This is a genomic window from Anaerocolumna sp. MB42-C2 (assembly GCF_030913705.1).
Lineage (GTDB): Bacteria > Bacillota > Clostridia > Lachnospirales > Lachnospiraceae > Anaerocolumna.
Window position 1 is genome coordinate 3,917,303 of record NZ_CP133190.1, and the last position, 22,097, is coordinate 3,939,399.

Here is a 22,097-nt window from a genome sequence, read left to right on the forward strand (position 1 = left end):
GTCTTCACACAAAAAATCAGTATAATTATAAAAGTTATTTTTGCTATAAATAAACTCCGCTTAGTGTTCTGATCGATTACACCCGATAATACATAAAATGTCATATAATATTGAGAATTAGGCCAGATGCGCTGGAAAATACCCTAGGTGAATATTAGGATTTCATTAATGCCGGATCAATGGAAATATTCAGATCTTAAAGAATAAATTTTATATGATAGTAGTATTCAGCTTAAAAAAGTATATGATCAATTTTTCCGATTATATTCATTTATTATTTTTTATGGTAAACATATTTTCTGTTTTCTCCAACCAGTTACATCGTAGTAATTAAGTAAGGCCAATGGTTTGAAAGATTATACGGGTAATGCTATAATGTATTTGCTATGGAGCAAGAATCGGAAGGATAGGATGTTAAATATGAAAAATGTTTTCTTCACCAAATTGATTACGACCTACTCAATTATTATTTTTAGTATCCTTTTTTGGGTATTCTTTTCATATTATTTTACCAATCAGAGCAATGCCCAAAAAAAGCTGCTAGAGGCAAACACAACGACATTTTCCCAAGTTGTTGATAAAAATGAAGTGTATTTGAAGTTTGCTATAGGGATAAGCAATGCAATTCTTAAAAACAGTGCAGCTCGCGACTATGCTTTAAGCTCATCCGCATCTTATTATCCAAGCTTAACTAGGCTTGTATATGAAAGCAATACGATTTCAAGCGGCCTGTCCTGGATGAATGCAGATATAGCAATTCACAAACTTAATGACGACACGGTGATTTTCAGGCAAACATCCGAGTCACTGGACACACTTCTGAATGATTTGAATATATCTCCTGCAGTTTATGAGGCAGCTATTATCACTCTTTCAAAAAGTACAAGGAAGTTCAATATGATACTTGTCACAGACAGTAAATTTATTTATATAACAAAAAACAGTTATGGTAACAAGGAAAAACTGATACTCATGGTAATAGCTGATTTATCGTCAGTTATCGGCAATTCGGGGGAAGCTGGCTTGCAATTTAATATACAGAAAAATGGCGACAGCTTTTTGGATCTACGGACAAAACCTACATTTAAGATAGAGGAAAAGGAATTATTATTAAGTGCCAATCAGGGTATCAAAATCAGAAAGGAACAATCGGGAGTTGCTTTAAATGCTACATCCGAGCTGGCGGACTTTTCATATATCGGTAGATTTGTTACTTCTGCCAGAAAAGATGATCTGTTTGCGCTTGCATACATTATTGTTATGTTTTTGGTAGCCTTCTTTATATCCTTCATTATTATTGCGTTTTTTTCTAAATGGCTATACAGGCCAATCGAATCATTGATTCAAACTTTTATGACCTTGGATATTAACAATGCGAAGGATATCCGAGTGAAAAATGAAATTGAATATATGGCAAAACAGGTAGTATCACTTCGGGAAAATTATTCAGAGCTGTCCCGAAGTCTCGTCAACAACCGTGAGGATATTGTAAATAAATTGATTTATGATATTTTTATGGGTACCCGCAATGCAGAGGATATTTATACAACTATTGGCACTGTTGACCTGGAGTGGCTTGATGAAGGTGTTTTTGTAGCAATAATTGAAATCCCTCTACAGCATGCGGAGCTTGAAAAAGTATTACAAATAGAAAAGATTATAAAAACAGAAGTTGAAAGAATTGCCAAACAGACTGGTATACTGCTTAGCTCCACCCGTCTTGGCTTAATCATCCAGGGTGATGATATCCAGCCGATTTTGAATTGCATGAACAGTGTTGTTGTATTGATTGACACGGCATTTTCCATCAGGCTGACTGCGGGAATCAGTAATCAGTGTGAAAATATGCAGGCTATCAAGAATGGCTACAGCTGTGCAGAGGTACTACTTGAAAAACGGTACTTTATGGAAACCCGTAATGTTTATATTGAGAAAGATCTTGAAGATATAAAAACAAATTTTGTGTTGTATCCTATCGATGTAGAATATAAGATTGTGACTGCAGTTGAGAAAAACAGGCAGGAAGAAGCTGTCAGTATCATGAATTATATCTTTGATGAGTATATCAGTCAAACAATATCCAGTGAAAACTGGATGCTTATCATTCTTGCGTTGATAAACACTCTTAATCGTTGTGCACATAAGGCCGGCTTGTCAGAAATCACCAGGAGTAACGAATTTATTCTTCTTGAGCTGAAGATATGCGGCAGTACGGAAGAATTGAGAAGTAAAGCTCTGGATGTACTGCAGGGAATTTTTTATGAGATGGAGCATTCAAGTGATATAAAAATAAACGCAATGCGGGATAGATTCATTCAATTTATAGATGACAATTTCAAAAGGGATATATCCCTGCTGGATATATCAGAGTATTTGAATCTTACACCCAATTATACAAGTACTCTGTTTAAAGCTATAGTTGGCGAGAACTTTAAGGATTTTCTTTCGAAGTACCGTTTTGACAGAGCAGTTGATATTTTGAAAACAAAACCTTCAATCAAGCTTTCGGATTTGAGTGAGGCTGTCGGAATAAGCAATGTTGGCACTCTTCTGCGTATTTTTAAAAGATATGCAGGCATGACACCGGGGCAATATGTAGATATGGGTAAGTAAAAAGGGAACAAAAACTTATTACCTGCAATATATAGAGGGTATAAAAAGTGGAAATACCCAAATCGTTGTTTTTAGCAGCAATCGTAAATTATGAATATTGCCGATAAACCAGCTGATCGCTATAATAGGGGCACAGGTTGATTATTTATGCATTACCTACGTAGGATGTAAATCAAATCTGGAAACATTATTAAAGGGGGAATGGAGATTTATTATGAACATGGTCGAAAATGGGATGTCGGACAAACCTGCAGTTTGCAAATCAAGAAACGGATTGTCTTCAGGTAAAAAATCGAAGGTGATCAGCTGTCTGATTCGCGACAGACAATTATACCTTATGATTTTTCCCATGCTACTATTCTTTTTGATTTTCTGTTATAAGCCGATGATAGGGTTCGTGATTGCTTTTAAAGATTACAGCCCGTTTAAAGGTATATGGAACAGTCCATGGGTAGGATTCAGGAACTTTACAGACTTTTTTAGCGGCCCATATTTTACGCGGACACTTGCCAATACACTTGTTATAAGCATGGCAGGTATTGTTATTGGGTTTCCCATACCCATTATTCTTGCGCTGTTGTTTAATGAAATCCGCTCAAAAAGCTTTGTAAAAACGGTGCAGACGATAACCTATGCACCACACTTTATCTCAGCAGTTGTAATTGCCGGCCTGGTAACAAATTTTTTGGCACCAACCAGTGGATTGTTCAATGTCATACTTGAGAGGCTTGGTATGGATAAGGTCCATTTTTTGGCACAACCTGAGTACTTTGTCCCTATATATACATTGATGGACGTATGGCAGAATGCGGGATTTAATGCAATATTATACATATCGGCCTTGACTGGTATTAGCGCTGAATTGTACGAAGCGGCTGCAGCAGACGGAGCAAGCAGATGGAGGCAGTTACTGCATATTACATTGCCTGGCTTGCTGCCAACGATTGTAATTATGCTGATTCTAAGGCTCGGGAATATACTGAATGTCGGATATGAAACCATAATCCTTTTGTATAATCCCGGAACATATAGTACGGCCGATGTTATCAGTACATACGTATACCGATCGGGAATTGAAGGCGGTAAATATGACTTTGCTACAGCAGTTGGGCTATTTAACTCGACAGTGGGATTTATCCTGGTTATTATAACAAATAAGTTCAGCAACAAGGTTGCGGATATTGGTCTATGGTAGGAGGAATACAAGATGCTGAAAAGAACTAAAGGGGAAAAGGTATTTAATGCATTTAATATTGCGTTTCTAATACTTCTATGCATTATTACCATTTATCCCCTCTATTATGTTTTTATCTGTGCATTCAGTGATGGTGCGGCAGTTGTATCCGGCGACGTATTGCTCTATCCGGTAAAACCAACCTTAAGTGCAGTGCGGCGTGTTTTCAAAATTGAATACTTCCTGAGTTCATTGGGAAACAGTGTTTTTTATACGGTAGCCGGTACTATAGTAAGTATTATTGTAACCACCATGGGTTCTTATACCTTATCCAGAAAACGTGTCATTGGAAGGCATGCCATGGGATTATTCATTTCATTTACGATGTGGTTTAGTGCCGGCATTATTCCGGCATACTTGAATTTTGACAGCTTGAATCTGATAAATACAAGAGCAAGCCTGATTTTTGGTTTCGCAGTAAATGCATTTTATGTAATTCTGATGCGAAGCTACTTTGACAGTTTGCCTGTTGAATTGGAGGAAGCTGCAAAAATGGATGGAATGGGGGATTTTGGAATATTCCTGAAGATAATGCTGCCAATGTCTACACCTATGCTTGCAACTATCGTACTATATTGTGCGTTGGATCGCTGGAACAGTTATTTTTGGGCAATGATCCTGCTTAAAAGTGAAAAGCTTATTCCTTTGCAGGTATTACTGCGCAAGATTATAGTGGATATGCAGGTGTTGGATACACTGGATGTGCCATCTAATATGGACTATTCACGAGAAACCGTGATTTATGCAACTATTGCGATTTCGATTATTCCTTCACTTGTTGTGTATCCATTTATTCAGAAGTATTTTGTTAAGGGAATTACTATTGGTTCGGTAAAAGGGTGAGGGAATTAAACAAATATATATTGGAAAGAAGGATATTTATGAAAAGAAGTATATGTTTTGTGATGGTATGTTTATTATCCTTATTGACGGCATGTAGTGGAAATGGAGCAGCCTCCGATAAGCAGCAGGAGGTAGACTCTGCAGTTGCAGTCTCTTCGGCAAGCACAGCTGATTTGGAGGATGGAAAAATTTCAAAAGATCCACTGAAATTAAAAATTTTCATGCACCAAATGAACAATGCATATGATGCCAACTGGCCTATTTGGAAAAAGGCAGCTGAAATAACTAATATATCTCTCGAAGGAACTGTAGCAAAGACTGCTACTGATCCGGCGCAGGAATTCAATCTTATGATCGCAAAGAAGGATATTCCTGATATTGTAGTGTATACAGCAGCAGAAATAAACCAATATGGGCAGGAAGGAGCATTCCTGGCATTGGATGACTTAATTAAAAAAGATGCCCCGAATATTGACAAATATTTTAGTGAGAATCCAGAAATTAAAAAGCAAGTCGCTGCTCCGGATGGAAAAATTTATAGGATTCCTGTAATTTTTGAAGGAGCTGTTGCATCAACCTGGACAATAAGGCAGGATTGGCTTGACAAGCTAAATTTGAAGACTCCGACAACTGTGCAGGAATATCATGATGTTCTTAAGGCATTTCTTGAGAAAGACCCCAATGGTAATGGAAAACAGGATGAAGTGCCTTACTTTAGCCGTTCGCAGCAGCAGGGTATAACGGACCTGTTATGGTTATATGGCTGCAGAGCCGGATTTTATGCAGATGACAATGGCAAGATTCAGTTTGGACAGTATTCTGCCGAATATAAGAATGCGATAAAAAATATAGCACAATGGTACAAGGAAGGCCTGATCGATAAGGAAATCTTTACCCGAGGCGGAAAAGCCAGAGATATACTGTTTGGAGATAATGTTGGTGGTTCCACACATGACTGGGTTACAAGTACTTCCTCATATAATGTTTCTTTGGCGGATAAGATTCCCGGGTTTAGCCTGGTAACCATTGCACCGCCTGCAAATATAAACGGTGTAATCAAAGAAATTGGTGCGAGGGAAACGATCGGCAACAATGGATGGGCTATATCGGCAGGCACAAAGTATCCGGATGAGGTTATGAAATACTTTGATTTCTGGTTTTCAGAGCAGGGACGTATGCTTAATAACTATGGAATATTGGGTGAGGATTATACTTTGGTTAATGGTGTACCGACCTATACCGATAAAATATTGAAATCGGGCAATCCGTTGAATATGACAATGTGGTCTATCGGTGGCTCCTATGAAATCGGGCAGACGCTGATGCTTTCAGCTGAAATGTCTACAATGACACCTCAGGCGGCAGCAGGTGTAAAAATGTATGACGAAAACAAGTACTGCCTGTCAAGGCTTCCTACTCTCTCATATAACACAGAAGAATTGAACACTATTACGAACAAAAATTCAGCTATCGACACTTATTGGCAGGAAACCATGCAATCGTGGATTTTTAGTCCCGACAAGATTGATGCTGAGTTTGACAAATATATATCAACCTTGAAGGGTATGGGAATGGATGAGGTAATTGCTGCAATGCAATCTGCTTACGATCGCATGAAATAGGCTGACGGACAGTCAGGTGGCTCATTTGAGCTGCCTGGCTGTTGATACAATGGAGTAATCGCAGATGAAAGGATTTCTTCAGGGAGAAGAAGCGTACAATTTCACAAGGAGTTTCGCAAATGGGCGTTGGGAAAGGCTGAAAGGGCTTATTGATATAGAAGATTTGGTTTATAGCCGGTACACCCCATATCGCAGGAACAGCTGACAATGAAATGTTACGAATGACTGATTTTCTACTTGGGCAGCTTGTTAATCTTATTTGAATAATTGTCAAGGAGGACTTATGATGGCTTTACATAATAAAAGATGTATTTCTATGTTACTTACTTTTGTGTTGCTTTTCGGTATGTTAATGGCCCTTTCTTCTACAAGTACGGTAATAGCCGCTGATAGCGGCTCCCAAACGATCTATTACTTTTCTGTGACAGGCAGTGACAGCAATGATGGAACAACGCCTGACAAACCTAAAAAATCGCTGGAGGAGGCTGTCAAGCTGATGCAGGCAGGAACGACTATCCTGCTGAAAAGGGGAGATTGCTGGTATGATGAGTCTGGAACGGTTGTGGAAATAAACGACAAGATTGGTACGGAGGCTGCACCAATTATAGTGGACGCTTACGGAACAGGGGATGCCCCGTTGATTGCCAACATGAAGCAGCTTGACACGGGCTGGACAAGCCTGGGCAACAACAAGTGGAGTTGCAATGTCAGCAGCTATGGTCCCATACACCGCTGCTTTGTCAACGAATCGCCGGTAGCATCTGTTGCGCTTGCAGATCTTGACCAGACAACCGAATTTACCCTTGATAACGGTATTCTCTATTTGTATTCGGAAAGTGCACCTGCTAAGGTGAAGGTTATTTTCAAATGTGGAGCAAATGCAGTAAGAGCATCCAATGTGCATTATCTGTATTTCAGTAACATTGCTTTCAAAGGCGGAACATGGACAGCGGCTTATGTGAACCCTCCTTCCACACGAGTTACATTTGACCATTGTAGTTTTACGGAGTTGGGTGATAATGCGGTTGTCTTTTGGTTTGATACAGCTAACAAGGATGCCTTCAATCAATCCCCGGTTGTAACCAACTGCTACATGAATAAAGGTTGGAGCACAGCTATGAACAGTCTCACGCTCGAACCCAAGGGCGAAGCGGTTGATATCTGGAATGCAGGTGATTCAGGGCTGATCAGTGGTAATACAATGATTGATTTTGGACACAGTTCTGTTTATCTCCGTTCGGTTGATGAGGGATATCATGGAACAAAGAACTTTATAATTGAGAAGAATGAAATCTATCTGAAGTATTCGAATTATGGCAGAGGCTTTGACATTCAGGGAATTGAAGGGCAGACAAGTAATAATATAGTACGTCGGAATTATATTCATGGCATGAAGGTTCCATCGCATCTGCTGGGAGACAATAACAAGGTTTACAGCAATATTATTGTAGATAATGCAATTACGGTACTTGATCATAATCAAGCAGGATATGCCATAGACCTGATCCCATGGGGTGAAAACCTAGTTTGTCATGACAACATTATTGCCAATAATACCATTGTTGATACGGAACAAAGCTGTATCCGCGTCAATGATGCTGCAGTTGGGCAGAATACCTTCAAAAACAATATTTTTAAAGCATGGGAGGTTGGAACAATCAAGTTCAATGCTGCAATTGAGGTCAACCTGCCGAGTGTAGAGCAAATAGTGGAAAACAATTGCGTCTGGAACGGAAGTACCTCCAACATTGCTTTCACTAATAACAAATTAATGGGAAATGCCAAATATATGGATGCACAATCCACCAATTACAACAATAATATTCAGGCAGACCCGCTTTTTGTAAATGAGGCCGCCGGCGATTATAACCTGAAAGCCAATTCACCGGCAAATACTTCCGGGCAGGCATTAACTGGTATGGGTGAAGGCTTTACCGATTACTATGGAAATGCATGGAATCCAGTAAAGCCCAGCATTGGAGCAGTTCAGTTCCAAGGTGTTCCTGAAGAACCAACTTTACCGCCTGATGATGATATACAGCCGACTCCCACGCCTGTAAATAAAAGTGTTGAGGCAATAAACGTAGGCCCTTGTAATGACGAAGCACATAGTATTTATTTAAAAGAACGTATGCTGAACACATATGGCATTCTTACCCAAGATTCAATAATTTGATAATAGATTATTAAAAGTAGCAAGAGTATGGAGACAATATGAAACCACAAATAATTAACATTATAAATTTTATCAGGGCAGTGGATCCCAGAGAGCCAGGGTTGGATTTAATCGAACCTGTTAAAAATCAGTTGGAGCTTTTGGAGAAGTATAAGCTTCAGGGTACATTCCTGATACAATATGACGCTATGCTTAAGCCAGAATTTGTTGATTTGCTGAAAAAGCCTTCAAATAGAAAACATGAAATAGGTGCTTGGTTTGAAGTGGTGCAGCCAATGGTGGAAAAAGCGGGTCTTAAATGGCGCGGAAGGCCGGGTTTTGCCTGGGACTGGCATGCAGATGTAGGCTTTTTGATAGGTTACACCCCAAAAGAACGTGAAATACTTTCAGATACTTTTATGGAGGGTTTTATGAATACTTTTGGGTATTACCCCAAATCTGTAGGGTCATGGCTGATAGATGCCTATACGCTTGATTATCTTGAAAGGAAATATGGGATTACAGCCTCCTGTAACTGCAGGGATCAATGGGGAACAGATGGATACACCCTTTGGGGAGGTTATTATAATCAGGCATATTATCCAAGTAAAAAAAATGTATTCTGCCCTGCCCAGACAGAGGAAAATCAAATAAATATACCGGTATTCAGGATGCTTGGTAGTGACCCGATATACCAGTACGATGCAGGGTTGATTACAGGTGATGTATTCAGTTCTTCCCCGGCCCAACCTGTTATAACATTAGAACCTGTATATCCAGTTGGTGGAGGTTCTGAAGAATGGGTCAAATGGTTCCTGAGTGAGATTTTTAACGGAAAGTGTCTTTCTTTCGGGTATACACAGGTAGGACAGGAAAACAGCTTCGGATGGCCTTCGATGGGGAAGGGCTTGAGTATGCAATTGAAACTTGTTTCGGAATATTTGGCTCAAGGTAAAATCAGGGTAGAAACTCTTTCTGATTCGGCGCAATGGTTCCGTCAGAATTTTAAGGTAACTCCAGCCTCCTCAATTGCGGCCGTATCAGACTGGAAAAAAGAAGGACATAGATCAATCTGGTATAGCAGCAGAAATTACAGATTGAATTTATACCAAGAGTTCGGACAACTATGGGTTCGAGACATGCATGTCTTCAATGAAAAATATGAAGAGCGTTATCTGAAAAACAAATGCGATATAAGCAGTTTTCACTATGACAATCTGCCTGTTATGGATGGTAATCGTTGGAGCCACGGCAGGACAAGAGCAGGGATTTATCCCGTAATTTTTGGAGAGAATGGCACAATAACTTCACTGGAAGTACTTGAACCTGAGGTCACAGATATGGGCGGCGGACTGTTGAGAATATCCTGGGAAATGGTTCAGGGAGGAGAATTCGAAGTGCTTTGCAGAGAAGAGTCAATTGATGTTTACTGTAATGGGGAAATTGCTGGAAGGTGGGGACTGAAAATGGCTTGGAAAGCTGATAAGGGTTTGCCTATTACTAATGTCACAAATAATAAACTTGAGTACTTGTTCAATGGCTTCAATTACAGTGTGAATTTTAGCAATACAAGTTTAAATGGGAAAATTGATGAAGGCAGTATTGTTATAAGATCACAGGAAAATAAGATTACAATAAATTGGGAGGACTGAAAACTTGCACGAAAGGAAGAATGGTCAAATTATTATACGAAAGTAGCAAGATTGGAACATGGAGGCATTAATAATGGAAATACTTGTGGCAATGCCAGTGGGAGATGTAAGAAATTCTTTTTTCCCGGATGAAGTTATCAGAAAGGTAGAAAGTCTTGGAAATGTAACTTGGAATACATCACAAAAACAGTTCAGCAAGAAAGAATTGAAAGATGCAATTAAGTCAGCGGATGTGTGCATAACAGGCTGGGGCTGTGAATGCTTGGATATGAGTATATTGGAAACGGCTCAAAAACTAAAAATTGTTGCTCATACGGGGGGGACAGTTGTGCCATATGTAAGTGATTTCCTATATAATAGGGGAATTAAAGTTATAAGTGGAAATACTATTTATGCGGAATCTGTATCAGAAGGAGTAGTAGCATACATATTATCGGCATTGCGTCAAATCCCTTTTTATGCCAATGAGGTGCAGGCAGGACGGTGGAGGAATGATGATGCTTATAACGAGAGCTTACTGGATAAAACAGTAGGTATTGTTGGCTATGGAATGGTTGCAGGGTATCTTGTAAAAATGCTTAAACCTTTCAAGGTTAAAATCAAGATTTATGCAAGTCATGTCACGGAAGAGGTATGCCGGAAGAATAAGTTTGAAAAGGCAGAGACACTGGAAGAGATTTTTTCTACATGTAAAATCATATCGCTGCACAATTCGTTGACACCTGAGACGCATCACATGATAGGTAAAGATCTGTTGCAGCTTATATCTGAAGGTGCATTGCTTGTGAATACCGCACGGGGCGCTATAATAGATGAAAAAGCTCTTGAAGAGGAGCTGCATAAAAAGAGATTTAAAGCAATACTTGACGTTTATGAGGACGAGCCGCTGCCGCCTGAGAGTAAACTTCGGAATCTGGACAATGTTATACTTATGCCTCATATGGCCGGGCCTACGGCAGATAGAAAAGGTATAGTCACATCTGAGCTTCTTGATGATATAGCAAACTTTTTTAATGGTATACAATTGAAATATGAAATCAGTAAAGAATATGCAGCATTTATGACACAATAATATAATTAAAATGGAGGAAATAGCTTTAAAACAGCACGGCAGTAGTTTCCAGGAAAGCACCTACAGATCAGGTGTTACCTTACCTGAAGGATTGATCTGCTGGTGGATCTTGACAGGAAAGGTAAACAGGTTTTGTAATCTGGAGAGATAGATATGGTGAGCCACGGGCTTAAGGAACATGGCTATGACAAGGGTATCAGGGGTTTAATTAACTATGCCGTGGAATAAACCGATTCCACAAGTTCCTGAAAGAACAGATTGATGCGGGTTGAAAGGAGGGAGTGACATGAAGTTATCTTTCAGTACCTTGGGATGTCCCAACTGGGATCTTGAAAAAATTGCAAGTAAGGCTGTAGAATATGGCTTTGACGGTGTTGAACTTAGGATAGGGGGCACACAGCATGTAGATCTGTCAATGTCAGCAGGAGAAAGAAAGGCTGTCAGAAAATTATTTGAAGGTTGCGGTATTGAGATTTGTTCTCTGGGAGGGTATTCACAATTTTGCAGTGAATATGAAAAAGATCTGAATGAGAATATGGATTTACTTTTTAATTATATCGAACTTGCACATGACCTGGGAGTGCCTTATGTGAGGACATTCATTGGTCAATATCCTGAAAAATTGACTGAAGAGGAGGCTGCTGAAATTGCAGCAAAATATTTAAATCTCTGTGGAGAAAAGGCAATTAGAAATAGTGTAAAAGTCCTAATTGAAACACACGACGCTTTTGGAACCGCAAGACAAGTACACAAAATTGTGTCTAAAATTCGAAATGAAGGTGTGGCAATCCTTTGGGATATACATCATACATGTTCGGGTGGGGAGACACCGGAATTAACATATGCCATTCTGGGAAAGCTTATTAAGCATATACATCTGAAAGATGCTGAGGAAGATAATGTTTGCCTCATGGGAATGGGCAGTCTCCCTATCAGAGAGACGATAAGCCTTCTGAAGAATGGAGGATTTGACGGGTATTTGTCTCTTGAATGGGAAAAGATGTGGATAAAGGAGCTTGAGGAGCCGGAAATTGCTTTTCCGCAATATATAAACTATATTCGCAATATTACTATGTAGGTATTTAACTGTTTGGGGAAAACTTTTCCTCCATGAACAGGAGATTTTTTATGTTATATCCTAAAAATAAAGAACAAAAACTGTCACCTGGACTTTTCAATAATCCAACTTCAGAATATAGGGGGAACTCCATTTTGGGCATGGAACTGGTAAAAACAGCACAGACCGAAGCAGAAGAAAATAAAATGCTATGCTGGTTATACGATGAAGATCGTTGGCCTTCCGGTTCTGCAGGCGGATATGTGACTAAAAATATTGAAAACAGAGCGAGATTTCTGGTGTTTAGTCCTGAAGGATATTTGGAAGATAAGATAAATGATAAGGACTTCTCATCATCCGGAAAAGCACAGGGAGGTGGTCTCCGGACGCTTCTGGGAAAATATGAAGTGACTCTTAAAGATGGCTGCCTAACCTCCCGTTCACTGACGATTTTGAAGAAACCTTCAGTAAAACTTACGGTGAGAGCTTACTGGAGCATCTTCCCGAACTTTTCTGGGAACTTCCCGAATCAGAAATATCGGTTGCAAGATACAGGTACCATGACCACTTGAGTGAAAGGTTTGCCTCTGCTTTTGCCGATACTGTGGGGAACTGGTGTAAAGCGCACAATATCATGCTTACAGGACATATGATGGAAGAACCAACTCTTTTTTCTCAGACAAGGGCACTTGGTGATGCCATGAGATCCTACCGTTCCTTTCAACCATACTTGTACCTGCATGTGAAACGCTTCGATCATCTACTGTAGAAAGACTTGAGGCCTTCAGTAAAGGCGGCGGAAAGGTTATTTTTGCAGGAGAGGCGGCAGTAAGTATTTTTGATACTAACCGTTTTGTCTTTTTGCCATGAGAATCTACAAAATCAAATTTTTCTGCAAAGGTTTTATGACTACATTCCGTATTAGTACAAAACATTTTTCTGGTATTGATTAAAAGAATTACTTGCCTATCTTGTATCGGTAAGTCCTGAATTTCACGTTGATACAAAGAATGAACTTTGGACGATGGATTATTACAATACGGACATACTACATCCTTTTCAATTGATGCAACTGTGAACACATACTGATTTTCTTTTGATTTACAATCGATACATTCCAGATTCATAGATAATGATTTAATAAGTTCATTTATCATATATAAGTACCATCCGATTAGATTTATAGTACCTAGAATACACCACTTTATTACAACAATTTCAACTAAGTTTGGAAAGAACCTATTGAGCGCTTACCTTTCTTCACAGCAATTCTATTATAATATCGGTTTTATCCTTACCAAAATGATATATGGTGGAAACAAAAATAATCCCACACAAATAAATAAATACAAGCAGCTTTTTAAGTATATGAAAATAGCCCAACCGACGTTTTATTGGTTGGGCTATTTTCATATGTAATATCTGCTCTACTGTCCATCAGAAGCATTAAAATATCCCATACATGCTCCGTATAACGAATATATTTCTCTTGATAGACATTACCAGCATAACATCACAGGTATAATTAATATAACTGGTATGTCTCGGATCTTTTTAACTTTAAAACTTCTTTGCGAAAAACCCTGTTATATTTTATCTAAACTAATTTTGGATAGAACTTAGTTAGGGAATAATAATATCTGAGCTAATTTAACTTTGTCGTTTTAATAATAATTTATAAGAGTATTACATATTTATCAGTCTCCGTAGTTTAGGGATTAGATTTGTTCTTTTTGGCTTCTTCTTGTTCTTTACGTATTGCTTCAAGCCCTAAGCGTATAAGCTCTACTGTTGCTTCGGAACGGGTTTGAAAGCGACGTTCAAAGCGGAAGTTTTCTATTTTCTCGAACAATTCATTATCAACTGAGACGGTATATCGTGGCTTATTTGTAGCCATATTCATCACCTCACTTGCGATTATACACCAGTGAACCAAGGAAGTAAAGATGAGAAATTATAAAATTCGTCCTTGACAGTGAACCACTGAACCACTATAATGTGCATATGAGATTCAGTGAACCACTACATAAAAGGAGGAAATACCTATGGCAACTGATGTTAAAAAATTTACAATTTCTGTTACACCAGATATTGAAGTTGATTTGGACATAGCTAAGAAAAGTTACTTTTATAAGACTACGCAGAATGAAATGATTAGAACTCTTATCATCAAAGGTTTAAATATTCTTAAAGCCGAAGGTAAAAATAGTGCTGGAAGACATACAGGATGACATGGCGCTGACGGCATTGAAAGAAGGAACTTTCAATTGTAATCTGACCTAAGGAAAAACAGCACCTTGGAGAAAGAATCTGCATGTGAAATCAACTTAATCATTGCAACTGATTACGGAATCAACCCTGCATACAAGTAATCCTCAAAGGTATGCAGAGGATTCATACAGTAAAAGTAAGTAAAGGTAAAGTATGAAACAAGAAGGAGATGATGCATAGGAAATAGTATAACGTCAGTACTTATTAGGAAGAAAGACTATGGTTATAGCCGATTAAAACTATGGTCGCGAGCAATTCGAAGCGAAAACTAAATAGGATTGGGTGTCAAAAGGTCTCTCAAACTGCATTTTATGAATATCGGTGTATATATATTCGATTTTGCGTCGACCGGCCGAGGACACTGCTTATATTTTGTCAAGACTCTGGCCAAAAATCAAGCTAAACAGCTTGATTTTTGAGACGTAAGAGGCTTGTAAAAAATATAGTGTTTGAGGGAAAGGCAGCTAAATTGAATATATATACGCTAGTATTCATTCAAAAACAAAAGTGACCTTTTGACACTTGAATCCTTAAAAACTATTTATTTTAGGAGGATACGTATGAAAAAGTTTAAAAAATTTATATCGTCTATTTTAGTGTTCTTAATGATTCTAACATTAATGGGATGCAGTTCCGGTGAGTCATCCGATAAGCCAACAGGCTCGGAACAGAATACAGATAACAATAGTAAACAGACCGAAACAACAGCAGCAACTGCAACAACATTAACCGTGTGGTCTGTAAATGAGATACATACTGATATGTGGAAGTTCGGGGAAGCAGCCTATAATAAAAAGCATCCGGAAACACCTATCAACGTGCAGGTTGAGATATTGCCCAATGCTGAAATGGCAAACAAGTTATTAATAGCGCTGCAATCCGGTACCGGTGCACCGGATGTTGCTGATATTAATATTAATTTCTACACTAATTTTACGTCAAAGGATATCCAGTTGGTACCGTTAAATGATGTTGTTGAGAAAGCATTTACGGAGGGGACTTATGAGAAGTCTCGCTTTGACCTTTATAAAGTAAAGGATAATTATTATGCACTGCCTACCCATGTAGGAGCGACTGTTACCTACTACAATATGGAGATTCTGGAAAAAGCCGGATTTACCATTGAAGATGTGAATGCAATTGAAACCTGGGATCAGTATAGTGCCATGGGGAAAACAGTTCTAGAGAAGACAGGAATACCGATGACCTGTTTTGAAGTATCCAATCAGAGACCGTTCTGGCCGATGATCGTTCAACATGGCGGGGATTACTTAACGAAAGATAATGAAGTCATATTGGATAGTGAGAGCAATATTGAAGTCCTTAATTATATGCTTGACATGTATAAATCGGGAATAGCAATTCAAGCAGGCGGCGGTTCCACGGCAGTGGAAGAATTTTATACCTTTATGAATGAGGGCAGCGTAGCGTCCTTAACAATGCCCGCCTGGTATATGTCCAGATTTATAAACTACATGCCGGATCTGAAAGGTAAGATCGCCATCAGACCGATGCCGGTATTTGAAAAAGGGGAACCAAGAACCGTAGGGATCGGCGGAACCGGTACTGCAATTACGAACCAGTGTAAGAACATAGACATAGCGAAAGAATTCTTATATGAAGCAAAGTTATCTTATGAAGCGAATATCAACATATGGGAGAAGCTTGCATTTGATCCGGTTAATCTGGATACCTGGAGCTCTCCGGAATTATTAAAGAAATCCGATTATTTTTATAAGGAATCATTTTTTGAGATTATGGGACCTTACATATCGGACTGTAAATCTCCTGCCAATGCAGACCTTTCCGTAGCGGCACAGGATCTGGTTAACAATTTTATTATGTACAGCGTATTGGTAGATCAGTCTAAGACACCGGAAGAAGCCCTGAAAACCGCTGCTAAGGAACTTCGTGACCAGCAATAGAAAGGGGAAGTTACCAAATGCAAACGAAGAAGCTTGCTTTATCAAAAATAAAGCACTTACTATATAATAAGAAAGCTGCACCATATATATTTTGTATGCCGTTTGTTTTAAGCTTTTTTATTTTCTTCCTATATCCAATTGTAACAACCTTTTATATGAGTTTTATGGATGTAATCGGGCTGGATCATATGAATTTTGTTGGGTTAAAGAATTATAAACGGTTATCCAATGAACATTTCTTTAACGCCATAAAGACCAGTACCATATATACCCTGAGTATGATTACTATTATGATGATTTTACCCATTACGATTGCTGCCTTATTAAATTCCAGGTTAATGAAGCTAAAGAATTTATTCCGGGCATTTGTGTTCTTACCCTCTTTAACCTCCGTTATTGTTGCGGGTATTGCTTTCCGATTGATTTTTGGTGATACGGAATTGGGGTTTGTGAATTCAATTTTATTAAAGTTAGGCAGAGAGATTGTTCCGTTTAAATTAGGATATGGGACAGGTATTCTGATTATGGTCGTATTGGCCTCCTGGAGAGAGATAGGCATTAATATGGTATATTGTCTTTCTGCACTGCAAAGTGTCCCGGAAGATCTGATTGAATCTGCACAGATTGATGGAGCCGGCACGTTTAAGAGATTTTGGTATGTCACATTACCCCAGGTTAAGCCAATCATCATATACATTCTTACCCTGACCATCATTAATGGATACCGTATGTTTACAGAGGGTTATGTATATTGGAATGAGACGAATCCGGGTGATAATGGTTTGACAATTGTGCGGTATATTTATCAGCAGGCATTCCAGAGAAATGATTTTGGCATGGGTTCTGCCATCGGTGTTGTACTGCTGGCTATTATTCTTATAATTAATATGGGGCAGCTTAAATTCTTTGGACTGTTTCGAAAGGAGGATCAGGAATGAAAGCAAAGAGAACGGTAGCAACGTTAATTTTGCTGATTCTATTTATAGTAATTGGTATCATAATGATCTTCCCGATTTATTATTTGTTTATGGGTTCTTTGCAAAAAAGTGATACCTTATTTGGCTCGGCAATGAAACTAGTATACGATTCCGGAATAATGGATTTCAATAATTATGTCTCTATTTTTACCTATAAGGGAGGAATCTATCTTAGCTGGTACAAGAACAGCGTATTGATCGCAATACTATTTACGGTTGTTTCACTGTTTTTATCCTCCATGGTAGGATATGGTTTAGGTGCATACGAATTCAGATTTAAGAATATTATCTTTGTTATGGTTATGCTCGTAATGATGATACCCCTTGAGATATTAATGCTGCCCCTTTATAAACTGATAATTAGTTTTGGTATCATTGACTCTTATCGGGGAGTAATATTACCCTTTATGGTGGCACCGGTAGCTATCTTTTTCTTCAGACAATATGTCTCCGGTATCTCCAAGGAGTTTATGGAAGCTGCCAGAATTGACGGCTGTACGGAATATGGAATTTTCTTTAAGATCATTAGTCCGGTTATGAAACCTGCATACGGGGCTATGACGATTTTACTCGCGATGCAGCAGTGGAACAGTTTTATGTGGCCCTTGATTGTACTGCGGTCCAACGAGCATTTTACCCTAACGATTGGTATTGCTTCCCTAATCAGCCCATATAGCGCTAATTATGAAGTTATGTATAGCGGATGTATTCTGGCTATTTTACCGATTCTAATATTATTTGTATTTAATCAACGCTATTTTATATCGGGACTCACTGCCGGTGGGGTAAAAGGTTAGTGAGTAAGAACTAAGATTGTGTTAGGCAATTACCTAAAAAGATTCGAGTGTAAAAAAGGTCTCTTAACCTGCACTTAATGAATATCGGTGTATATATATTCGATTTTGGTCGAATTATTTCGACTTCGGCCGGCCGAGGACACTGCTTATATTTTGTCAAGACTCTGGCCAAAAATCAAGCCAGATGGATTGATTTCCCCGACGGTAGAGGCTTGTAAAAAATATAATGTTTGAGGGAAAGGCAGCTAAATTGAATATATATACGCTGGTATTCATTCATAATGCAAAATTGGCTTTTGACACTCGAATCCTAAAAATTGTGTAAAGAAGAGGAGATTGAACTATGGCAAATCAAATGATAATTAATGCAAAAGCCGAAAAGAATACGATTAATAAAATGATCTACGGGCATTTTGCGGAGCATCTGGGAAGATGTATCTATGGTGGATTTTATGTGGGAGAAGATTCAGAGATACCCAATATAGATGGTATGAGAATCGATATCATCGAAGCATTAAAGAAGATTAAGATTCCTTGCTTACGTTGGCCCGGTGGATGTTTTGCCGACGAATATCACTGGAGGGATGGAATCGGAGCCAAAGAGGAGAGAAAAGAAATCATTAATTCTCATTGGGGCGGAGTAGTGGAGAACAATCACTTCGGTACCCATGAGTTCTTTAGGTTGTGTGAGCTGTTGGAGACCGAACCCTATATCTGCGGTAACCTTGGAAGCGGTACGGTTCAGGAAATGTCGGAATGGGTAGAATATATGACCTTTGACGGCAAGTCGCCTATGACAACCTTAAGAAAGAATAACGGACGTGATAAGCCCTGGAGATTAAAGTATTTTGGTATCGGTAATGAGAACTGGGGCTGCGGCGGCCGCATGAGAGTCGAATATTATGCGGATGAAGTGAACCGTTATAATCTATATGCAAGAGATTACGGAGATAATGTTTTATTCCGTATTGCGGCAGGTCCGAGAGGCGATAACTATAAGTGGACCAAGGTCCTTATGAGAGATGCATCCATGCACCTGGATGCCATTGCACTTCATTATTACACAAGGCTGGGTGACCCTGTTATTACCACCTCCATACCGGATGGCAACCGAAGATACCTTAGGGATAACTCCAGAACGAGAAAGTCGGCTACTCTATTTGATAAGAAAGATTGGTTCGGCATTATGAAATCGGCAATCTATATGGATGAGATGTTATATAAGAATGAAATCATTATGGATCAATATGATCCGGATAAGAGGGTATCCATGGTAGTGGATGAATGGGGAACCTGGTTTGATTGTGAACCTGGTACAAATCCGGGATTTTTATATCAGCAGAATACCTTGCGGGATGCGGTTTCTGCCGGTACTACCCTGAATATATTTAATAACCATTCGGAACGGGTACATATGGCTAATATTGCACAGACCGTCAATGTTCTCCAGGCAATGATTCTGACTGAGGGTCAGAGGATGATACTTACACCGACATATCATGTCTTTGATCTGTATAAAGTACATCAGGATGCCAAGTTACTTGATTATGCACTGCTTTCTGAAGAGTATGAATGTGATGGGGAGACCTTAAAACAAATCAATGCTTCCGTATCAAAAGCAGTGGATGGGTCTGTTAATATTACCTTGTGTAACATTAATCCTGAGAAAGAAGCGGAGGTAGTATGTTATATAGAAGACTTTGGACCATTCGGCAGGATCGAGGGTAAAGTGTTAACTTCCAGTTCCATGAATGCCATGAATACCTTTGAAGCTCCGGATAATTTAAGACCCTCTGCATTCACGAATTACACAGTGAAAGATAACAAAATTACACTTCATATACCCTCTAAATCCGTTGTCCTATTGACGGTAAAGGCACCGGAGTAATCTCGAAAGGAATGTAGAATGGATGGGTTAGATTGTGAAAGATGCCTCCTCCGGGAACTTTCGGATCGGGATTATGTTAAGACTGTTTCGGGATATATCAGTCATATTCCCAAGGAACTTAGAACGCCGGAGGAAACCTATAAATACCGGCTGGAACAATGCAAAAAGTGTCAGTACTTACTTAACGGCTTATGCAGATTGTGTGGATGTTTTGTGGAGATACGAGCCGCTGTCATTACTAATTATTGTCCCAGTACGAAAGTCAATTGGTAATAAATGAAACGGTTGTATTCAATGAAAAAATGAAAACAGAATCTTCCGGCTATGCTGGGAGAAAGAGCCGACGGTTGATTTAGTCGACATTGTTGACAGGATGGAAGACAACATGTGGGTTTATCGCTGTGGTCTTCCAACATTAACAGTCATAGGAATAATTGAAATAAGAATAAATTTATTTCATAATTATTTCATAATACATTGATAAATTGAAATAAAAAGCGCATAATATATTTATTATTTCAATTATGAAAAATATGATTAGTTTATTTGAGGAGATTGGTATTCTGCATTTAGCAGGAACTGCGCAAAGAAATAAGAACTTTATATATGAGGAGTATATAACTATTTTAAAAAGAGATACAGAAAAAATATAGGCCAAAAGTGACTGTCTTTGGATAAGGATATCTGACGTACTTTTTTACCGCCGATTTCTTAGTCAGGCAAGATGTGGAAAGAATGTATAATAATTTTATCTCAGCTTAATGATGAACTTAAGACTGAAAATATAATTTCGGATATATCTGAAGTGATAAAAAATGGTGGAATAACTTATGCAGAAGATATAAGAACGCCTGAGGAAACCTATAAATACCGGCTGGAACAATGCAAAAAGTGTCAGTACTTACTTAACGGTTTATGCAGATTGTGCGGGTGTTTTGTGGAAATACGAACCGCTGTCATTACTAATTATTGTCCCAGTAAAAAAGTCAATTGGTAATAAATGAAACGGTTGTAATCAATGAAAACAGAATCTTCCGGCTATGCAGGGTGAAAGATCTTGCATTGAGAAAAGTTTATACTAAAACAAATACAGGCACATGCCATAGATGGTATGTGCCTGCAAATTTATGATTCATTTTCTTCTTCTGGAGTCAGCAGTGTTAAAAATAAAGAGTGGGCTAATTAGCTCAAATAGTTTCTAAAGATGGTGATTTCCACGTCTTGTTTGAGCTTCTTTATAAACCTGTTCATCTGTACGAGCAGATATAACAATAATCTTCATTACTGAGTTTACAATTTCAATTTTGTAGACAATACGAATTCCTAAGTCCTTAAACTTGATTTTGTATAGATTCGTGAGATTTGTACCACCTTTATTACCTAAGGGTTTTCCGTATCCACCCTGAGAAAAGGGAAGAGGATTTTGACTAACTTTTTTGATCCCCTTTAACACTTGGATGCGAACAGATCCATCTAGCTTTTTAAATCCTGTTGAGCTTCTTCCAGAAATTCTATATTCCAACTCATTCTATCTCAACATCCTCTGCCTTATTGATTTCTTCTTCAGTAATACCAAGATTGTTAAGAACAGTATTATAATCTAATGAAGATTTTTCGGCGTTGTTTACTAAACGGTCATTTGATTCCATAAGAAGATTGTAGTCTGCTTCAAGTTCAGAGAGACGGGCATATTCTTCTGGAGATAAAATAATAGCCGACGGTTGATTGTTTTTTAAAACAACAAGCTGTCGCTCGGTACGTAGACGATCAAATATTTTAGCAGCTTGCCCACGATTAAATTGCGTAATTGATATTAGACTGTGTAGCATGTCTGATGTGATAGCCAAAATAACACCTCCAAAATAATTTCTTACTTTTATTATATGCATTTACCAGAAAATAATCAACATAATTTGAAGAAAATATCGTTAAATAGTAATGATAATTTGTCGAGAATACATTAGAACCCTTTGGTAAAATCGGTAGTACTG

Annotated in this window: 21 protein-coding genes; 17 read left to right on the plus strand and 4 right to left on the minus strand. The window is 38.5% G+C overall.

Annotated features, from left to right (window positions below; all coding sequences use genetic code 11):
- Positions 1–420 precede the first annotated feature (420 nt).
- The 10 genes from RBU59_RS17430 (at position 421) to RBU59_RS17475 (ending at position 12,820) form a co-directional block, all read left to right on the plus strand.
- The gene (locus RBU59_RS17430) at positions 421–2,613 is read left to right on the plus strand and encodes a helix-turn-helix domain-containing protein (protein WP_308143777.1); all 2,193 of its coding nucleotides are present in this window, start codon (positions 421–423) and stop codon (positions 2,611–2,613) included.
- A 214-nt stretch (positions 2,614–2,827) separates the two neighbouring features.
- Positions 2,828–3,808, plus strand: coding sequence for an ABC transporter permease (locus RBU59_RS17435; RefSeq protein WP_308143778.1), 981 nt, complete (start codon positions 2,828–2,830; stop codon positions 3,806–3,808).
- Positions 3,809–3,820: 12 nt separating this feature from the next.
- Complete coding sequence (locus tag RBU59_RS17440) at positions 3,821–4,690, plus strand: carbohydrate ABC transporter permease (protein ID WP_308143779.1); 870 nt, start codon at positions 3,821–3,823, stop codon at positions 4,688–4,690.
- 38 nt (positions 4,691–4,728) lie between these two features.
- A complete protein-coding gene (locus RBU59_RS17445; protein ID WP_308143780.1) occupies positions 4,729–6,312 on the plus strand; it encodes an extracellular solute-binding protein in 1,584 nt (527 codons plus the stop codon).
- A 64-nt stretch (positions 6,313–6,376) separates the two neighbouring features.
- A complete protein-coding gene (locus RBU59_RS17450; RefSeq protein WP_308143781.1) occupies positions 6,377–6,517 on the plus strand; it encodes a hypothetical protein in 141 nt (46 codons plus the stop codon).
- A gap of 54 nt (positions 6,518–6,571) precedes the next feature.
- A complete protein-coding gene (locus RBU59_RS17455; RefSeq protein ID WP_308143782.1) occupies positions 6,572–8,488 on the plus strand; it encodes a right-handed parallel beta-helix repeat-containing protein in 1,917 nt (638 codons plus the stop codon).
- Positions 8,489–8,526: 38 nt separating this feature from the next.
- Complete coding sequence (locus tag RBU59_RS17460; protein ID WP_308143783.1) at positions 8,527–10,119, plus strand: hypothetical protein; 1,593 nt, start codon at positions 8,527–8,529, stop codon at positions 10,117–10,119.
- Positions 10,120–10,192: 73 nt separating this feature from the next.
- Complete coding sequence (locus tag RBU59_RS17465; protein WP_308143784.1) at positions 10,193–11,191, plus strand: hydroxyacid dehydrogenase; 999 nt, start codon at positions 10,193–10,195, stop codon at positions 11,189–11,191.
- A 286-nt stretch (positions 11,192–11,477) separates the two neighbouring features.
- Positions 11,478–12,269: a sugar phosphate isomerase/epimerase family protein gene (locus RBU59_RS17470; protein WP_308143785.1), complete on the plus strand. Its 792-nt coding sequence runs from the start codon at positions 11,478–11,480 to the stop codon at positions 12,267–12,269.
- Positions 12,270–12,319: 50 nt separating this feature from the next.
- Positions 12,320–12,820 (plus strand): hypothetical protein, encoded by a 501-nt coding sequence (locus RBU59_RS17475; protein WP_308143786.1) that lies wholly within the window; start codon positions 12,320–12,322, stop codon positions 12,818–12,820.
- 66 nt (positions 12,821–12,886) lie between these two features.
- On the opposite strand, the gene RBU59_RS17480 is transcribed toward RBU59_RS17475, so the two are convergent.
- Entirely contained in the window at positions 12,887–13,405 is a 519-nt protein-coding gene (locus tag RBU59_RS17480) for a transposase family protein (protein ID WP_308143787.1), read from the minus strand.
- A gap of 554 nt (positions 13,406–13,959) precedes the next feature.
- Entirely contained in the window at positions 13,960–14,145 is a 186-nt protein-coding gene (locus tag RBU59_RS17485; RefSeq protein ID WP_308143788.1) for a hypothetical protein, read from the minus strand.
- A gap of 148 nt (positions 14,146–14,293) precedes the next feature.
- On the opposite strand from RBU59_RS17485, the gene RBU59_RS17490 reads away from it, so the two are divergent.
- The 7 genes from RBU59_RS17490 (at position 14,294) to RBU59_RS28810 (ending at position 21,103) form a co-directional block, all read left to right on the plus strand.
- Positions 14,294–14,479 carry a hypothetical protein gene (locus RBU59_RS17490; protein WP_308143789.1) on the plus strand — a complete coding sequence of 62 codons (186 nt, stop codon included), beginning with the start codon at positions 14,294–14,296 and terminating at the stop codon, positions 14,477–14,479.
- Between the two features lie 600 nt (positions 14,480–15,079).
- A complete protein-coding gene (locus RBU59_RS17495) occupies positions 15,080–16,444 on the plus strand; it encodes an ABC transporter substrate-binding protein (protein ID WP_308143790.1) in 1,365 nt (454 codons plus the stop codon).
- 17 nt (positions 16,445–16,461) lie between these two features.
- Positions 16,462–17,382, plus strand: coding sequence for a carbohydrate ABC transporter permease (locus RBU59_RS17500; protein ID WP_308143791.1), 921 nt, complete (start codon positions 16,462–16,464; stop codon positions 17,380–17,382).
- The gene (locus tag RBU59_RS17505; RefSeq protein ID WP_308143792.1) at positions 17,379–18,218 is read left to right on the plus strand and encodes a carbohydrate ABC transporter permease; all 840 of its coding nucleotides are present in this window, start codon (positions 17,379–17,381) and stop codon (positions 18,216–18,218) included. Before RBU59_RS17500 ends, RBU59_RS17505 begins: the two co-directional genes overlap by 4 nt.
- A 343-nt stretch (positions 18,219–18,561) precedes the next feature.
- Entirely contained in the window at positions 18,562–20,106 is a 1,545-nt protein-coding gene (locus RBU59_RS17510) for an alpha-N-arabinofuranosidase (RefSeq protein WP_308143793.1), read from the plus strand.
- 18 nt (positions 20,107–20,124) lie between these two features.
- Entirely contained in the window at positions 20,125–20,379 is a 255-nt protein-coding gene (locus tag RBU59_RS17515) for a DUF6171 family protein (RefSeq protein ID WP_308143794.1), read from the plus strand.
- 451 nt (positions 20,380–20,830) lie between these two features.
- Entirely contained in the window at positions 20,831–21,103 is a 273-nt protein-coding gene (locus tag RBU59_RS28810) for a DUF6171 family protein (RefSeq protein ID WP_442871692.1), read from the plus strand.
- 201 nt (positions 21,104–21,304) lie between these two features.
- On the opposite strand, the gene RBU59_RS17520 is transcribed toward RBU59_RS28810, so the two are convergent.
- A complete protein-coding gene (locus tag RBU59_RS17520; protein ID WP_308143795.1) occupies positions 21,305–21,628 on the minus strand; it encodes a type II toxin-antitoxin system RelE family toxin in 324 nt (107 codons plus the stop codon).
- A 1-nt stretch (position 21,629) separates the two neighbouring features.
- Positions 21,630–21,953: a type II toxin-antitoxin system Phd/YefM family antitoxin gene (locus RBU59_RS17525; protein ID WP_308143796.1), complete on the minus strand. Its 324-nt coding sequence runs from the start codon at positions 21,951–21,953 to the stop codon at positions 21,630–21,632.
- Between the last annotated feature and the right edge of the window lie 144 nt (positions 21,954–22,097).

Excerpts from the sequence above, each read along its gene's own strand:
- RBU59_RS17430 (WP_308143777.1), top strand. The coding sequence starts at position 421 with ATGAAAAATGTTTTCTTCACCAAATTGATTACGACCTACTCAATTATT.
- RBU59_RS17435 (WP_308143778.1), top strand. The coding sequence starts at position 2,828 with ATGAACATGGTCGAAAATGGGATGTCGGACAAACCTGCAGTTTGCAAA.
- RBU59_RS17440 (WP_308143779.1), top strand. The coding sequence starts at position 3,821 with ATGCTGAAAAGAACTAAAGGGGAAAAGGTATTTAATGCATTTAATATT.
- RBU59_RS17445 (WP_308143780.1), top strand. The coding sequence starts at position 4,729 with ATGAAAAGAAGTATATGTTTTGTGATGGTATGTTTATTATCCTTATTG.
- RBU59_RS17450 (WP_308143781.1), top strand. The coding sequence starts at position 6,377 with ATGAAAGGATTTCTTCAGGGAGAAGAAGCGTACAATTTCACAAGGAGT.
- RBU59_RS17460 (WP_308143783.1), top strand. The coding sequence starts at position 8,527 with ATGAAACCACAAATAATTAACATTATAAATTTTATCAGGGCAGTGGAT.
- RBU59_RS17465 (WP_308143784.1), top strand. The coding sequence starts at position 10,193 with ATGGAAATACTTGTGGCAATGCCAGTGGGAGATGTAAGAAATTCTTTT.
- RBU59_RS17470 (WP_308143785.1), top strand. The coding sequence starts at position 11,478 with ATGAAGTTATCTTTCAGTACCTTGGGATGTCCCAACTGGGATCTTGAA.
- RBU59_RS17475 (WP_308143786.1), top strand. The coding sequence starts at position 12,320 with ATGTTATATCCTAAAAATAAAGAACAAAAACTGTCACCTGGACTTTTC.
- RBU59_RS17480 (WP_308143787.1), bottom strand. The coding sequence starts at position 13,405 with ATGATAAATGAACTTATTAAATCATTATCTATGAATCTGGAATGTATC.
- RBU59_RS17485 (WP_308143788.1), bottom strand. The coding sequence starts at position 14,145 with ATGGCTACAAATAAGCCACGATATACCGTCTCAGTTGATAATGAATTG.
- RBU59_RS17490 (WP_308143789.1), top strand. The coding sequence starts at position 14,294 with ATGGCAACTGATGTTAAAAAATTTACAATTTCTGTTACACCAGATATT.
- RBU59_RS17495 (WP_308143790.1), top strand. The coding sequence starts at position 15,080 with ATGAAAAAGTTTAAAAAATTTATATCGTCTATTTTAGTGTTCTTAATG.
- RBU59_RS17500 (WP_308143791.1), top strand. The coding sequence starts at position 16,462 with ATGCAAACGAAGAAGCTTGCTTTATCAAAAATAAAGCACTTACTATAT.
- RBU59_RS17505 (WP_308143792.1), top strand. The coding sequence starts at position 17,379 with ATGAAAGCAAAGAGAACGGTAGCAACGTTAATTTTGCTGATTCTATTT.
- RBU59_RS17510 (WP_308143793.1), top strand. The coding sequence starts at position 18,562 with ATGGCAAATCAAATGATAATTAATGCAAAAGCCGAAAAGAATACGATT.
- RBU59_RS17515 (WP_308143794.1), top strand. The coding sequence starts at position 20,125 with ATGGATGGGTTAGATTGTGAAAGATGCCTCCTCCGGGAACTTTCGGAT.
- RBU59_RS28810 (WP_442871692.1), top strand. The coding sequence starts at position 20,831 with ATGTGGAAAGAATGTATAATAATTTTATCTCAGCTTAATGATGAACTT.